The 15,010-nt window shown below is 65.8% G+C and carries 16 protein-coding genes and 1 pseudogene; 9 read left to right on the top strand and 8 right to left on the bottom strand.

Translation table 11 applies throughout. The features are described 5' to 3' along the window. Positions 1-56: 56 nt before the first annotated feature. On the top strand, positions 57-1,271 hold the full coding sequence (gene aztD / locus NOF53_RS18575; RefSeq protein ID WP_255971390.1) for a zinc metallochaperone AztD: 1,215 nt from the start codon (positions 57-59) through the stop codon (positions 1,269-1,271). A 57-nt stretch (positions 1,272-1,328) separates the two neighbouring features. Here aztD and NOF53_RS18570 read toward each other — a convergent pair whose 3' ends face one another. After that, positions 1,329-1,772 (bottom strand): carboxymuconolactone decarboxylase family protein, encoded by a 444-nt coding sequence (locus NOF53_RS18570; RefSeq protein ID WP_255971388.1) that lies wholly within the window; start codon positions 1,770-1,772, stop codon positions 1,329-1,331. Between the two features lie 140 nt (positions 1,773-1,912). On the opposite strand from NOF53_RS18570, the gene NOF53_RS18565 reads away from it, so the two are divergent. Next, a complete protein-coding gene (locus NOF53_RS18565; protein ID WP_255971386.1) occupies positions 1,913-2,281 on the top strand; it encodes an MmcQ/YjbR family DNA-binding protein in 369 nt (122 codons plus the stop codon). On the opposite strand, the gene NOF53_RS18560 is transcribed toward NOF53_RS18565, so the two are convergent. Then, positions 2,265-3,614, bottom strand: a complete 1,350-nt coding sequence (locus NOF53_RS18560; RefSeq protein ID WP_255971384.1) for a TIGR01777 family oxidoreductase — start codon at positions 3,612-3,614, stop codon at positions 2,265-2,267. The genes NOF53_RS18565 and NOF53_RS18560 overlap by 17 nt on opposite strands. A 57-nt stretch (positions 3,615-3,671) precedes the next feature. Here NOF53_RS18560 and NOF53_RS18555 point away from each other — a divergent pair, with 57 nt between their 5' ends. Beyond that, a complete protein-coding gene (locus NOF53_RS18555) occupies positions 3,672-5,159 on the top strand; it encodes an SDR family oxidoreductase (RefSeq protein WP_255971382.1) in 1,488 nt (495 codons plus the stop codon). Positions 5,160-5,190: 31 nt separating this feature from the next. Here NOF53_RS18555 and NOF53_RS27970 read toward each other — a convergent pair. Beyond that, positions 5,191-5,431: pseudogene (locus NOF53_RS27970) on the bottom strand (lipocalin family protein); the annotation flags it as partial. Between the two features lie 207 nt (positions 5,432-5,638). On the opposite strand from NOF53_RS27970, the gene NOF53_RS18550 reads away from it, so the two are divergent. From NOF53_RS18550 to NOF53_RS18525, 6 genes are all read left to right on the top strand, one after another. Continuing rightward, positions 5,639-6,307, top strand: a complete 669-nt coding sequence (locus NOF53_RS18550; protein ID WP_255971380.1) for a fasciclin domain-containing protein — start codon at positions 5,639-5,641, stop codon at positions 6,305-6,307. A gap of 126 nt (positions 6,308-6,433) precedes the next feature. Beyond that, positions 6,434-7,012, top strand: coding sequence for a sigma-70 family RNA polymerase sigma factor (locus NOF53_RS18545; protein WP_255971378.1), 579 nt, complete (start codon positions 6,434-6,436; stop codon positions 7,010-7,012). Then, a complete protein-coding gene (locus NOF53_RS18540; protein ID WP_255971376.1) occupies positions 7,005-7,730 on the top strand; it encodes an anti-sigma factor in 726 nt (241 codons plus the stop codon). The genes NOF53_RS18545 and NOF53_RS18540 overlap by 8 nt, the downstream gene beginning before the upstream one ends. Before the next feature lie 68 nt (positions 7,731-7,798). Then, on the top strand, positions 7,799-8,020 hold the full coding sequence (locus NOF53_RS18535) for a hypothetical protein (protein ID WP_255971374.1): 222 nt from the start codon (positions 7,799-7,801) through the stop codon (positions 8,018-8,020). Beyond that, positions 8,017-8,526, top strand: coding sequence for a Clp protease N-terminal domain-containing protein (locus NOF53_RS18530; protein ID WP_255971372.1), 510 nt, complete (start codon positions 8,017-8,019; stop codon positions 8,524-8,526). Before NOF53_RS18535 ends, NOF53_RS18530 begins: the two co-directional genes overlap by 4 nt. 78 nt (positions 8,527-8,604) lie before the next feature. Next, positions 8,605-9,834 (top strand): helix-turn-helix transcriptional regulator, encoded by a 1,230-nt coding sequence (locus tag NOF53_RS18525; protein ID WP_255971578.1) that lies wholly within the window; start codon positions 8,605-8,607, stop codon positions 9,832-9,834. Here the strand turns inward: NOF53_RS18525 and fdhD are convergent. The 5 genes from fdhD to NOF53_RS18500 form a co-directional block, all read right to left on the bottom strand. Continuing rightward, positions 9,827-10,648 carry a formate dehydrogenase accessory sulfurtransferase FdhD gene (fdhD, locus tag NOF53_RS18520; RefSeq protein WP_255971370.1) on the bottom strand — a complete coding sequence of 274 codons (822 nt, stop codon included), beginning with the start codon at positions 10,646-10,648 and terminating at the stop codon, positions 9,827-9,829. The genes NOF53_RS18525 and fdhD overlap by 8 nt on opposite strands. Next, on the bottom strand, positions 10,648-12,954 hold the full coding sequence (locus tag NOF53_RS18515; protein ID WP_255971368.1) for an FdhF/YdeP family oxidoreductase: 2,307 nt from the start codon (positions 12,952-12,954) through the stop codon (positions 10,648-10,650). Before NOF53_RS18515 ends, fdhD begins: the two co-directional genes overlap by 1 nt. 4 nt (positions 12,955-12,958) lie before the next feature. Further along, the gene (locus NOF53_RS18510; protein WP_255971366.1) at positions 12,959-13,591 is read right to left on the bottom strand and encodes an MBL fold metallo-hydrolase; all 633 of its coding nucleotides are present in this window, start codon (positions 13,589-13,591) and stop codon (positions 12,959-12,961) included. Further along, a complete protein-coding gene (locus NOF53_RS18505; protein WP_255971364.1) occupies positions 13,588-14,673 on the bottom strand; it encodes an S-(hydroxymethyl)mycothiol dehydrogenase in 1,086 nt (361 codons plus the stop codon). Before NOF53_RS18505 ends, NOF53_RS18510 begins: the two co-directional genes overlap by 4 nt. Positions 14,674-14,839: 166 nt before the next feature. Continuing rightward, positions 14,840-15,010, bottom strand: a 171-nt coding sequence (locus NOF53_RS18500) for a Fe-Mn family superoxide dismutase (RefSeq protein WP_255971576.1), incomplete at its 5' end; no start/stop codon positions are given.

Genomic DNA, 15,010 nt, shown 5'->3' with positions numbered 1-15,010 from the left:
CAATATGCACACTTGTGGCTTTGACAATCATTTGCAATAAAGGGTACTTCTCTTGGGTGACCCTTTTGCGTAGATCTCCCCTACCCGCCGCCGTTGTCGCTCTAGGACTCTCGGCTGCGTTTCTTTCCTCCTGCTCTTCCGACTCGGCAGGCGCTGCCACTGACAACGCCGCCGCCACCCGCACCGATTCGGCGACGCCTCGACTCGCGCTGAGCTACGACGGGGGTGTTCTCGTGCTCGACGCGAAGACACTCGATGTTGTCGGAACCGCCGAGATGGACGGGTTCAACCGCCTCAACCCGGCGGGTGACGGGCGGCACGTACTCGTCAGCACCGGCAACAGTTTCACCGCACTCGACGCCGGAACCTGGACCGACGGCGACAGCCACTTCGTCAGTGATCCCGCTGTCACCGACATCTCCTTCGAAGCGAAGACGCCCGGGCACGTGGTCCGGCACGACGGCAAGACGGTGCTCTTCGACGACGGCACCGGCCTGGTGCGCGTCTTCGACCCGGCTCAGCTCGCCGACGGTCTGCCCGAGACCACCGACTACACGACACCGGAAGCGCACCACGGCGTGGCTGTCGAACTGTCGGACGGCAGCATGCTCACCACGGTGGGCAACGAAGACGAGCGGACCGGCATCGTCGTGCTCGACCGCGACCGCAAGGAGATCGCACGCAACGAGGAGTGCCCCGGTGTGCACGGGGAGGCCGTGGCCGCGGACGAAACCGTGGTCGTCGGTTGCCAGAACGGTTTGCTGATCTACCGTGAGGGCGTCATCACCAAGGTGACCAGTCCCGATCCGTACGGACGCATCGGCAACCAGGCCGGGGACGAGGACTCCCCGATCATCCTGGGCGATTACAAGACCGATCCGGATGCCGAACTCGAGCGTCCCCAGCGGGTCAGCCTGACCGACACCACCACGGGGCAGCTGACTCTCGTCGATCTCGGCACCAGCTACACGTTCCGTTCCCTCGGCCGCGGTGTGCACGGCGAAGCACTTGTTCTGGGCACCGACGGCGCATTGCACGTGATCGACCCGGCGTCCAAGACGGTGACCCGTACGGTGCCGCTGATCGAACCGTGGACCGAACCGGAGAAGTGGCAGGCGCCGCGGCCCGCACTGTTCGTGCAGGACGGCACCGCGTATGTGACCGACCCGGCGAAGAACAAGATCCACGCCGTGAACCTGGAGTCCTGGACCGTGTCCGGTTCGGCCGACCTTCCGCAGACGCCGAACGAGATCACCGGGGTCACCGGCTGACGCACTGACCACGCACCGGATTCGGACCCGCGAGGGGTGGGTCCGAACCCGGTGCCGTCACGGTGCGTCGGCTTTGCCCGCGAGCGGACCGAGTTCCTCGTCGAGTGCCTCCTGCACGACGGCCATTGCCGACAGCCCGGCCGGAGCACCGCAGTAAGCGCCTGCGTGAATGACCGCCTCCACGATCTCCGTGCGTGTCAGACCATTCCGAAGTGCGCCGCGCACATGCCCTTTCAGCTCACCGTGTGCCCGAAGAGCAATCAGCATGCCGAGATTGAGAAGACTACGGCTACGCCGATCCAACCCCGGTCGATTCCACACCGCCCCCCAGACGTGTTCACTGACGAACTCCTGCAGAGCTTCGCTGTCGGTACCGGCGGTGCGGGTGAGTGCTCGCTCGACGAAGTCGGCGCCCATGACCTCCCGGCGAACTACCAGCCCTGCCTCGACGGCCGGACTGCGATCACCGCTGGTCGGGCCGGCCGGTTCTGCTTCAGTCATCGGTTCACTCCTGTTCCGGTGGTTCGTTCGTCACCACGGTTACTCTACGAACCCGAGGCGGCCGTGCCTGCAGAGACTGAACGATGTCGGTGCCGCCCGATATAACGGAAGCGACAATACGACGGAGTGCGGGAGCTGTGATGCCGACCGAGCACGAGGTGCGCGCAATGATGCTGGCTCTGCCCGAGGCGCACGAGGTAGTGGTCGCCAACTGGGGCGACCAGCCGACCTTCCGGGTGCGCAACAAAATGTTCGGGCTGGTCGGGTACGGCGCGCCCACGGTGTGCTTGAAAGCCACCCTCGAAACTCAGACCGCGCTCGTCCAGGAAGATCCCGAGGTGTTTCTCGTGGCACCGTTCTTCGGACGTTACGGATGGATCGACGTTGTCCTGGAAGCCGTGACAACGACGGAGCTGGCAGAGCTGGTCGAGGAGGCGTGGCGCCTCTCCGCCCCCAAACGTGTCGTCGCAGCGTACGACGGCGAACGGGGTGCTACACCCCCGTCTTGAATCGCCCGAGCTGGTGCCGCAGGGCACTCTCGAGATCGGGGCGCCGGAACCGATGCTCCCGCTCGAGAAGCCGTCCGGGGGTGACGCGCTGATCCGCGAGAGCCAGTTCACGTGCTCCCTGCTCGCCCAGGAGCAACTTCGGTCCGAGGTCGGGCACCGGCAGGAACGCCGGCCGATGCAGCACCGACGCCAGTACCGACGTGTACTCCTCGTTGCGAACAGGGTTCGGCGCCACCGCATTCACCGGACCGGTCAACTCGGTGTCGACCACGGCCCGATGGTAGACGTCCACCAGGTCGTCGAGGTCGATCCACGACAACCATTGCGTACCCGAGCCGAGCCGGCCGCCGAGCCCCACCTCGAACAGCGGTCGCTGCAGACGTAGGACACCACCGTTCGGCGACTGGACGATCCCGGTCCGCACAGACACAACCCGCACGCCTGCCTCGCTGGCAGGAGTCGACGCGCCTTCCCAGTCGGCCACCGTGTCGGCGAGGAAGCCCTCGCCCCGCTCGTCGTCTTCATGCAGCAGCTCGTCGCCGCGGTCCGGACCGTAGTAGCCGATTGCCGATGCAGTGACGAAGATTTTCGGTCCGTCGGCGGTGGTTGCGGTCAGCTCGGCGAGCCGCCGAGTGGGTTCGATCCGGCTTTCCCGGACAATTCGGCGGTGGCTTTCGGTGAAACGTCCCGCGATGGATGCGCCGGCGAGGTGGATCACCGCATCGACCCCCGTGAGGAGATCGGCGGCCGGAGCGTCCGGGTTCCACCGTCGCTCGTCCGGGGTGCGCGGCGTGCGGCGAACCAGCCGGACCACCCGGTGTCCTCCGGTGGAGAGAAACGCGGTGAGGGCGGTACCGACCAACCCTGAACTGCCGGTCACTGCGATCGTCAGAGAACCCGGCGCCAGTGTGTCCGCCCATTGGTGGCGGGCGACGTCGTCGGCCACCTGGCGGTGCCGATAGACGAACGTCGATGTCAGGAGGCGGCCCGGCACGGCGGTCTCCACCCGGTCCGTCATCCGCGTCTCGCTGTCGGACACGACCTCGAAGCTGTGCGTATGGCGCCAGGGCACCAGCACCCGCATCGGGAGCGCCGCGGAATAGTCGACGAACTGCCGCGGCGGGTCGTACTCATGCGCGTCGTGTTGGGCGATCCACCGCAGACCGCCCGGCAAACGCGATTCTGCCCGACCCGATTGCAGGGATTCTGATTCCTTCACGAGCGAGAGCGGCTGCCACGGCGGCGCCAGCCGAGTGAAGGCACCCGGTCTCGTGTGCCATGCGAACAACTCGTCTCGCGCGGATCGGATCACGCTCGAATGCACGATGCCCATCACAAGACCATAGCGCTGATCGAGCGAGGCAGCGCCGATGACGGGTAGCGTATGGGAATGACACAGTTACGCGTACTGGTCACGGGTGCTACCGGATACATCGGTGGACGCCTCGCACCCCGGCTACTCGAGGCCGGGTATCAGGTTCGGGTTCTGGCGCGTTCCCCCGAGAAACTGACCGATGTCCCGTGGGCGGCCGGCGTCGAGGTTGCGCGCGGCGACCTGAGTGATCCCCAATCCCTTTCTGCCGCTTTCACCGACGTGGAAGTCGTATACTACCTCGTTCATTCCATGGGCGGCCCGGACGAGTTCGAGAAGGCCGAACGGATCAGCGCGGAGAACGTCGCGGAAGCCGCCCACGCGGCCGGCGTGGGACGGATCGTCTATCTGGGCGGGCTCCATCCCGATTCCGCGGACCTCTCGCCGCACCTTCGGTCGCGGACGGCGGTCGGGAAAATTCTCACCGAATCCGGTATCCCCACAATGGTTCTGCAAGCCGGTGTCGTCATCGGATCCGGTTCGGCCTCCTTCGAAATGATCCGTCATCTCACCAACAGGCTTCCGGTCATGATCACGCCCCGCTGGGTGAACAACAAGATTCAGCCCATCGCCGTCCGAGACGTCCTGTACTACCTCGTCGCGGCAGCGGAGGCCTCGCTGCCGCGCAGCCGCGCCTACGACATCGGCGGACCCGATGTGATCCGGTACGGCGAAATGATGCAAATCTATGCGGAGATCGCAGGGCTGCGCCAACGCAGAATCCTCGTACTACCGGTGCTCACACCGAAACTCGCCGGATTGTGGATTGGGCTGGTCACCCCCATACCCCGTTCGCTGGGACGGGCATTGATCGAATCGCTGCACAACGACGCCGTCGTCGTCGAGCACGATATCGACGACGTGATCCCGCCGCCGCCAGAAGGTCTGACGTCGTATCGCGACGCCGTGCGATTGGCATTGCGGCGCATAGACAACGGTGAAGTAGAGACCAACTGGGCAAGCGCTTCCCCCGTGGGCGCCCCGTCCGATCCATTACCCTCCGACCCCGACTGGGCAGGTGAGGTGGTCTACACCGACGAGCGCAGCAAGGAGTGCGACGCGGACGCGCCCACCCTGTGGAGCGTCGTCGAAAGCATCGGCGGCGAGAACGGTTGGTACTCCTTTCCGTTGGCATGGTCCATGCGCGGCTGGCTCGATCGGATCGCCGGTGGCGTGGGGCTCAACCGCGGTCGCAGGAATCCGAATCAGCTCAATACCGGTGATCCACTCGACTTCTGGCGTGTCGAGCACATCGAGCGAGGAAGACTCTTGCGGCTCAGAGCTGAGATGCGGGCCCCCGGCGGCGCCTGGCTCGAGTGGCGTGTCTGCGCCATCGACCCCGACGCGTCACGGTTGGAACAACGCGCGATCTTCTTCCCGAAAGGACTGGCGGGCCGGTTGTATTGGTACTCCATCCTCCCGTTCCACGGAATCATCTTCCGGGGAATGATGGAGAACATCACCGGCACCGCCGCACGCCTGAATCACACCGTGCAGAGGGGCTGAATGTCTTCTCTGCCTTGCGTGGTCGGTGAGGTGGCCCCTCAGGCGCGCTCTGGAACGGCACCGACGGGAAACTGACGTGTAATTGCGCGTTGGTCACGGGGTCGTTTGCTCGCGCAATTCCTTCGATGCCGCTCACCCCTCCCGGGGGCCAGTGCCCCGGGGAACTCCGCCTGCCCCATCGGCTCTGCCTGCGCCGGACCCGCTGAAAGCAGCACAGCGACGGCGGCAGTTGCGAGTCCCACGGCACATCCGCGGTTTGTCGAAACGCTCATGTCGAGTCCTCTTCCGGTGATCGAGTCCGCGGCGACACGCGCTCCGAAGAGAGGGCTGCGCGGCACCGTTGCGCGAGTCATTCGACACCGCTCGCCAACCGGATGGGTGTGGTACCGAAAAATCTCGGGACCCATCCACTTCGGGAACCGCTCCGAATGGCTGTCGATGGTGCTCCACCGCACCCACATCGGAGAGAGGCAATTTCCATGAACATCACCACACGCGTATTGGCAGTCGCAGCAAGCACATCCTTGGTGTTGCTGGGCGCAGCATGCTCCTCGGACGACAGCGACTCGTCCAGCAGTGCAGGCTCCGCGGACGCCATGACTTCCGAATCGAGTTCCGGCTCCGGCTCCACCACTTCCTCCGCTATGGCCGACCCGGCAGCCAACCTGGTCGGTCCCGGTTGTGCCGAATACGCGAAGACCGTTCCGGACGGTGCGGGATCGGTCAGCGGAATGGCGCAGGATCCGGTGGCAACCGCCGCTTCGAACAATCCCCTGCTCACCACGCTCACCGCGGCGGTGTCAGGACAGCTCAATCCGCAGGTCAATCTGGTGGACACCCTCAACAGCGGACAGTTCACCGTCTTCGCACCGGTCGACGCCGCGTTTGCCAAGGTTGATCCCGCCACCATCGAGACCCTGAAGACCGACTCGGCACTCCTCACCTCAGTGCTCACCTACCACGTGATAACCGGGCAGATCGCGCCGAACGACATCGACGGCGAGCACGTCACAGTCGAGGGCGGCTCCGTCACCGTCACCGGATCCGGTGACAACCTGAAGGTCAACGAGGCAGGCGTCGTCTGCGGTGGCGTTCAGACCGCCAACGCGATGGTGTACCTGGTCGACTCCGTCCTGATGCCGCAGTAGTTTTCGGCTCAATTGCACGCTGAACCCGGCGGTATCGAATCTCGATGCCGCCGGGTCGGTGTCTCCGTCCTGGTCACACCGACCGCAGGCTGTGACTAAGCTGAAATCGATGAACGGACAGGGCGGATGACCGGCGTCGACAGGGCCACCGAGAACGTGGCGCTGACGGCGTTGCTCGCGCGGATTGCCGCGGGCGACACCGAGGCGTTCACCGACTTCTATGAACGCACCAGCGCGCGCGTTTACGGCATGGTGCTGCGCGTCCTCCGCGACCCCGGATACAGCGAGGAAACCACCCAGGAGGTGTACCTTCAGGTCTGGAAATCGGCTGCTGGTTTCGACCCCCGCCAGGGCTCACCGCTGTCGTGGCTCATCACCTTGGCGCACAGGCGGGCTGTCGACCGGGTGCGCTCCGAGCAGTCGGGCACCGACCGAGAATCGACCTACGGGGCCGCGAGTTACTACGGCCCGTTCGACGCGGTGTCCGAAGAGGTCGCTCGCCGTGGCGACAAGAATGACGTCATCGACTGCCTGGGCACTCTCACCGAAATCCAGCAGGAAACGGTTGTTCTCGCCTATTACGGCGGACTCACCTACCGCGAGGTGGCAGAGCGGTTGTCGGTGGCCCTCCCCACCGTTAAATCACGGATTCGGGACGGGTTGATCAGGCTGAAGCAGTGTTTGGGGGTGCAGCTCGATGGATAATTCCATCAACCCTCTGCTCGATCACGCCCCGGTGTATGCCCTCGACGCCGTCGACACCGGGCAACGGCGCCAGATCGACACCGCGGTGCGGGACGCCTCGCCGCAGGTTCGCGACGAGTTCGCCGACGCGGTCCGCGGCGTCCGAGAGACGATGGCTGCCCAGTCGTCGTCCACCGCGGTCGAGCCGCCCGCCCATCTGATCGGCCGCATCCTCGAGTCACTGCCCGCCGCGACCGCCCCGGTGTCGCTCGACAGCGCGCGCGGTCGAAGACGCAACCGGCTGATCGCCGCGCTCGCCGCGGCCGCCGCGGTCGTCGTCCTCGCCGTCGGCGGTGTGACTGTGGCGCAGCGTTTCCTCGACGATTCCGGACAGCCCGTTCCCGCGCAGATCCTGGCAGCCGACGACGTCCGCACCGCGGTAGCGCCCATTGCCGGTGGCGGTTCGGCCACGGTCGTGTTCTCCAAGGACGTCGACGCGGGTGTCCTGGTGATGAACGACGTCGCTCCGCCGGCTCCGGGTTCGGTGTACCAGATGTGGCTCCTCGGGCCCTCCCACGAACCGGTGTCGGCGGGGATCATGGACGCCGACGCCGTGTCCCCGTCCACGACGGCGGTCGTCCGCGGCATCGACCAGTCGACAACCCTCGGATTCAGCGTCGAACCGGCCGGCGGCTCGCCTCAACCGACCAACATCTTCGCGACGATCAGCCTCACCTGACCGCGGGCTTCCACGAGCTCATCAACAAAGGTTGACAGGACTACGGGTATCAACTTAAGTTGATACCCGTGAGTGACGACCTGGATCCGGACACCGCTCTGGCGGCCGTAGTAGCCCTTCGACGTCAGGCGGACCAGCTCGAGCGTGAGGCAGTCGAACAGGCCCTTGCGTCCGGGTGGACCTGGTCGGCGATCGGTCAGGCACTGGGGATCTCAGGGCAAGCCGCACACAAGCGCCTGGGTCCCGGACGCAGACAAACAAGCGACAAAAAGACGAGAGGCACACGATGATCCTGACCCGCGGATGGCGCGACATGCGGACGATGAAACTGTTGTTCGCCGAGACCGAAGCAGAAGCCGACCGGCTCAGTGACCGGGAACCCGGTGCGGAACATCTTCTTCTGGCGTCGTTCTCGCTGCCGGACGGCACTTCTCGTCGAGTGTTCGAGCGTCTCGGGTCGAACCGGGACGCTCTGCGCGAGGCGATATCCCGGGTGCACCGTGACGCACTCGCCGCAGCAGGCATCGGTGACACCACCCCCTTCGACGACACCGCCTCCGTCGACACGGCCCCGAGCCGGCCGCGTACCGGCCCTCTGAACCTGTCGGCACCGGCGCGCGAGGCCTTCCGGGAGGCGACAGCGGTGGCGAAGGCCGGGCGTCGGCCGTTCACCGGGGCAGACATCGTCCGTGCGGTGGCGGAAATCGAACATGGCACCGCGGCGCGCGCCTTGGAGACGCTCGGGCTCGAGCGGTCCACTGTCATCGATGCTGCCCGCGCAGAGGCAGAGGCCTGACCGACCACCGCGCGATACCCTCGTGAGGTGGTTCTCTCCAGCTCGACCTCGGTGTCACCGGCAGATCTCCTCGGTTCGATGCGCGACGTCATCGACGGCTCGCTCCCCGATATCGCCGTCCGGTTCTCCAAATTCCTCGCCGACATCTGGCCGCACACCGCACTCGTGATCTTCACCCGTGAATGCACGGGACGTCCCCGCAAGGTCAGCGGAGATCCGTCGATCGTCGAGCGGGTCACCATCGCCGAACTGGACGCACTGCGTACCCAGCTGTCCGTCGACGAGGTCTTCGACGACCAGGTGGTGATCGCCGGATCGAAGCGGAAGGTCTGGGCGATGCTGGACGCCACCGGCACCCTGCTGCTCGTCGTGCCGAAGTCTCGTCAGCGCATCCGCGACGTTTCACTCGTCGCCGCCGCATTCGGTGTCGTGGCCGTGTCCATTCGACTCCAGGTCGCTCAGGCGAGCCCGGCGTACCTCGCGGAGTCGCGGGCCGCGTCGAGCGAGAGAGCCCGGACCATCGTCGAATTGACGGATCTGCATGCCGCCACCCTCGAGTCGATCCTCTCGACCCTCCGGTCCAAGGATCTCGACGATCATCGGTCACGCATCACGGCGAGCGAGACCGCGTCCACCGCACTGGTGGCGTTGCGCTCAGCCGGCGAATCCGACCGCCTCCTCACGGAGGAAGCGGTCACCACCGCATTCGCCCGGCTACAGGGTGAACTCCGGCCCCTGCTCCAACACCGGCCACTCCTAGTCGACTACGTCGATCCGCCCGCGGACGGCCGGGCCCTCCCCGGTGAAGTCGCGCATGCCGCGCGCGCCGTGGTACGCAGCGCCGTCCTCGCCTTCGCCGCGCAGTCGACGCTGGAACGGATTCGCATCGCCTGGGACTGCGACGGGTCCAATCTCCTGGTCGAGGTCCGCGACGACGGTGCCGGCGGCCTGGACACCGACGCACTCGTTCGGCAGCTGTCGGGCCGCGTCCACACACTCGGCGGCCGGATCGCCGTCGAGTCGGTCGGCGGATGGGGCTCCCGCGTCGCCGTCACCATTCCGCTCGACCCACCCGTGGCCCGGCCCGACGAACAGCAGTTGGGCGACCTCAATCCCCGTGAACTCGAGGTGCTGGGCCACCTCGCCACGGGCAGAAGGAACAAAGCGATCGCCGACAGCCTCGGCATCAGCGAGAGCACCGTCAAGTTCCATGTGGCCGGGGTGCTGAAGAAGCTCGGCGTGGGGTCGCGAGGGGAAGCGGGGGCGATCGCCCTCGAGGCCGGGATCCGCGCCGAGACACTCAGGTGATGCGGTCCGGGTGGGTGTAGATGTTCATGGTGGTGCCGCGGAGGAACCCGATGAGTGTGAGTCCGGCGTCGTGGGCGAGGTCGATGGCCAGCGACGACGGTGCCGATACCGCAGCCAGCACCGGAATACCTGCCATCACCGCTTTCTGTACCAGCTCGAACGACGCCCGGCCACTGACGAGCAGGAGTGTTCCCCGAAGCGGGACCGAACTCTGCTCGGTGGCCCAACCGATCAGCTTGTCCACCGCGTTGTGCCTGCCGACATCCTCCTTGATTGCGAGCAGGTCTCCGGTGCGGGTAAACAGTCCGGCCGCATGCAGACCGCCGGTGGTGTCGAATACCCGCTGCGCCGAACGTAACCGGTCGGGAAGCTCGGTGATCGTGGCAGCAGACACCCGCACCGCATCGGTGACCGGTGAATGGCGGGTGCGTTGACGAATCGCGTCGAGAGACGCCTTCCCGCACACCCCGCACGAGGAGGTGGTGTAGAAGTTGCGTTCGATCCCGGTGTCCGGCAAAAAGATCCCCGGCGCGAGATCGACATCGAGGACGTTGTAGGTGTTGACCCCGTTCTCGTCGACACTGTTGCAGTATCGGATGGCGGCAATGTCCGAGCGATCGCCGATGATCCCCTCGGTCAACAGAAATCCCTGCGCCAGTTCGACATCCGAGCCGGGGGTACGCATCGTCACCGCCAGCGGGGTCCCGTTGACCCGGATCTCGAGCGGCTCCTCCACCACCACCGTGTCGGGACGCGTGGTGTGCCGGGTGTCGGTGATCCGGGTGACCGGGGTCCGGGTGGTGACGCGCCCCATCAGGGACGCCTTTCGAGTCGGATCAGCACGGCCTTCGACACCGGGGTGTTCGACTTCGCCGCGACGTGCTCGAGCGGCACGAGCGGGTTGGTCTCCGGGTAGTAGGCGGCCACGTTCCCGACCGGGGTGGGATACGGCACCAACCGGAAATCATCCGCCCGCCGCTCCTGCACCGTGCCATCCGGGCGCGTCCACTCCGAGACGAGGTCAACCCGGTCCCCCGCCGCGTACCCGAGGCTCTCGAGGTCCTGCGCGCTGATGAACAGCACCCGCCGTCCGCCCTTGACGCCGCGGTAGCGGTCGTCGAGACCGTAGATCGTGGTGTTGTACTGATCGTGCGAACGCATCGTCTGCAACATCAACTTCCCCTCCGGGACGGGCAGCCACGACAGATCGTTCACCGTGAAATTCGCTTTGCCCGTCGCCGTTTCAAAGCGGCGCTCATCCCGCGGCGGATGCGGCAGTCCGAACCCGTCCGGCCGACGGACCTTTCGGTTGAAGTCCTCGAACCCGGGAATCACCCGGGCGATGGAGTCGCGGATCCGGTCGTAGTCCGCGGTGAACTCCGCCCACGGCACCGAATGATCCGGACCGAACAAGGCTTGGGCGATCCCGCACACGATCGCCACTTCACTGCGCAGATGCGCACCGGCCGGTGTCAGGCTGCCGCGGGAAAGGTGCACCATCGACATCGAGTCCTCGACCGACACCTGTTGTTTCCGGCCGGACTGGACGTCCCGATCGGTGCGGCCCAACGACGGCAGGATCAACCCGGTCCGCCCGGTGACGAGATGACTACGGTTCAGCTTCGTCGACACCTGCACCGTCAGCGCACACCCGCGCAGCGCGGCCTCGGTGGTCTCGGTGTCCGGGGTCGCGGAGACGAAGTTACCGCCCATCCCGACAAACACCGACGCCGTCCCGTCGCGCATCGCCCGAATGGAATCAACGGCATCGAGGCCGTGCTCGCGCGGGGATACGATACCGAACTCGCTGTCCAATGCGGCGAGAAACGATTCGGGCATCTTCTCCCAGATCCCCATCGTCCGATCACCCTGGACGTTCGAATGCCCGCGCACCGGGCACACCCCGGCCCCGGGTTTACCGATCATCCCCTGCAACAGCAGCAGGTTCACCGCGTCCTGGATCGTCGCGACCCCGTGGGTGTGCTGGGTCAATCCCATCGCCCAGCAGATGATCGTCTTCCTCGACGCGATCAACGCGTCCGCCGTCGCCCGGATCTGGTCGAGCGTCAGTCCGGTTGCTTCCACCACGGTGTCGAGGTCGACCCGCCGCAGATGCGCCGCGCACGCCTCGAACCCCGCGGTGTGGGTGTCGATGAACTCCCGGTCCAGCACGGTCCCGGGGTTGCGGTCCTCGGCCTCGAGCAGCAACCGGCCCAGACCCTGGAACAGGGCCTGGTCGCCGCCCAGACGGATCTGCAGGAACTCGTCCGCGATCTGCACCCCGTTCCCGAGCACCCCGTGCATTTTCTGCGGGTCCTTGAACCGCAACAACCCGGCCTCCGGCAGCGGATTGATCGCGATCACCCTCGCCCCGTTGGCCTTCGCCTTCTCCAACGTCGAGAGCATCCGGGGGTGATTGGTCCCCGGGTTCTGCCCGGCGATCAGGATCAGATCGGCGTTCTCGAGGTCGGGAACCGAGACCGACCCTTTCCCGATCCCGATCGTCTCCACCAACGCGCTACCGGACGACTCGTGGCACATGTTCGAACAGTCCGGCAGGTTGTTCGTCCCGAACGCCCGGATCATCAACTGGTACACGAACGCCGCCTCATTCGACGTGCGCCCGGAGGTGTAGAACACCGCCTCGTGCGGCGACGCCAACCCCCGCAGCTCCCCGGCGATCAACGCGAACGCCGCATCCCAGCCGATCGGCTCGTAATACGAGGCCCCCGGCAACAACACCATCGGATGCGTCAGGCGACCCTGCTGCCCCAACCAGAACTCGGTCCGCCCCAACAGATCCGACACCGAATGCGCGGCGAAGAACTCCGGGCCGACCGTGCGGGTGGTCGCCTCCTCCGCGACCGCCTTCGCCCCGTTCTCACAGAACTCCGCATGCTTACGATGCCCCGGAGTCTCCGGCCACGCACAACCCGGACAGTCGAACCCCTCCCGCTGATTCAACCTCCACAAGGTTCGGGCCGTCCGCACCGGGCCCATCTGCTCCATACCACGCCGCAACGACACCAACACGGCAGGAATACCTGCGGCATAAGACTTCTCGTGCGTAACAACGACATCGTCCTCGTCGAAGACGTACCTGCCGGTGGTGTCGGTCATGAACTCAGCTTCCTCGTGCAATCCAGTCGGCCAGATGCGGGGCCTCGGTACCGATCGTCGTTCCATCACCATGCCCGGTGTGAACAGTCGTCTCCTCAGGAAGGGCGAACAACCGGTCCCGGATCGATCCGATGATCGTCGGGAAATCGGAGTACGAGCGACCCGTCGCCCCGGGGCCACCCGAGAACAGCGTGTCTCCGGAGAACAGCGCACCGACCTCGGGCAGATACAGACACGACGAACCGGGTGAGTGCCCCGGTGTGTGGATCACCTGAATGTCGGTACCGGCGATGGCGACACGTTGCCCGTCCTCCAGGCTCCAGTACTTCACATCAGGGTGCGTCATCGTCCAGAGGACGTCGTCACCCGGGTGCAGCAGCACCGGGGCGTGCAGACGCTCCGCGAGTTCAGGCGCGACCGTGACGTGATCGTTGTGACCGTGCGTGCAGATCACGGCGTTGACGTGCCGATCGCCGACGGCATCGATGATCGGCTGCGCCTCGTGCGCGGCGTCGACGACCACCACATCGGTGTCGTCACCGATCAGCCAGATGTTGTTGTCGACGTTCCACTCTCCGCCGTCGAGGGAGAAAGTGCCCTCGGTGACGACCCGTTCGATCCGGAGCTTCCCGCTCACAAGACCACCACCGAACGGAGCACCTCACCGGCATGCATGGTGTGGAAAGCCTGTTCGACCTCGTCGATCTTGATGCGCTCGCTGACGAACTTCTCGAGCGGAAGCCGGCCCTGCTGGTACAGGTCGACGAGCATCGGGAAGTCCCGCTCGGGCAGGCAGTCGCCGTACCACGACGACTTCAGTGAGCCGCCGCGCGAGAAGAAGTCGATCAGCGGCATCTCGAGGGTCATGTCCGGCGTCGGCACACCGACCAAAACCACCGTGCCCGCAAGGTCACGCGCGTAGAACGCCTGCTTCCACGTCTCCGGACGGCCGACCGCATCGATCACCACATCGGCACCGAAACCACCGGTCAACTCCTGCACGGCCTCGACCACGTCCACATCGGAGCCGTTGACGATGTGCGTGGCACCGAGATCCTTCGCCCACTGCAGCTTCTTCTCGTCCCGGTCGATGGCGATGATCTTCGATGCACCGGCCAGGCGCGCCCCCATGATCGCCGCGTCACCGACACCGCCGCACCCGATGACAGCCACCGAATCGCCGCGGCCGACGTTGCCGGTATTCACGGCGGCGCCCAGCCCGGCCATGACGCCGCAGCCGAGTAAACCCACGACAGCAGGATCCGCCGACGGGTCCACCTTGGTGCACTGACCGGCATGAACCAGAGTCTTGTCGGCGAAGGCTCCGATGCCCAGCGCCGGGGTGAGTTCGGTGCCGTCCTCGAGCGTCATCTTCTGCGCAGCATTGAACGTATCGAAGCAGTACTGCGGGCGGCCGCGCTTACACGCGCGACACTGACCACACACGGCACGCCAGTTCAACACCACGAAGTCGCCGACCGCTACCGACTCCACGCCCTCGCCGATACTCTCCACGACGCCCGAGGCCTCATGTCCGAGAAGGAACGGGAACTCGTCGTTGATGCCACCGTCACGGTAGGTGAGGTCGGTGTGGCAGACCCCGCATGCCGCGATGTCGACGACCACTTCGCCGGGTCCGGGGTCGGGGATGGTGATGGTCGCGATCTCGACGGGGGCACCCTTCGAGCGGGCGATGACGCCTCGTACCTGCTGCGGCATGGGACTCGTTCCTTCGGTCGATCAGTGTGGCGGATCGATGCATGGCTATATATGCACCTCTCCCGAGACCCTACGGACCGGAGCACCGACGGGGGACTGATCGAAGGGACAGGCCGACCTGGTCGGATTGCCAGCCGACCAGGTCGCAGCCTCGAATTCCGAGGAGTCAGCCGATGAGGCCGGCGCCCTGGGTACGGGCGCGGGCGAAGCGTTCCTCTGCGTCTGCCCAGTTCACGATGTTCCACCAGGCCTTGACGTAGTCCGGCTTGACGTTCTGGTAGTCGAGGTAGAAGGCGTGTTCCCACATGTCGAGCATGACGACCGGGATCAGGGCGGC

Origin of the sequence: Rhodococcus tibetensis, from assembly GCF_024438035.1 — a bacterium.
GTDB classification, from domain to species: Bacteria; Actinomycetota; Actinomycetes; order Mycobacteriales; family Mycobacteriaceae; genus Rhodococcus_F; species Rhodococcus_F tibetensis.
Note: the sequence above shows the minus strand (reverse complement) of the source record. Positions and strands in the feature narration are given on the sequence as shown.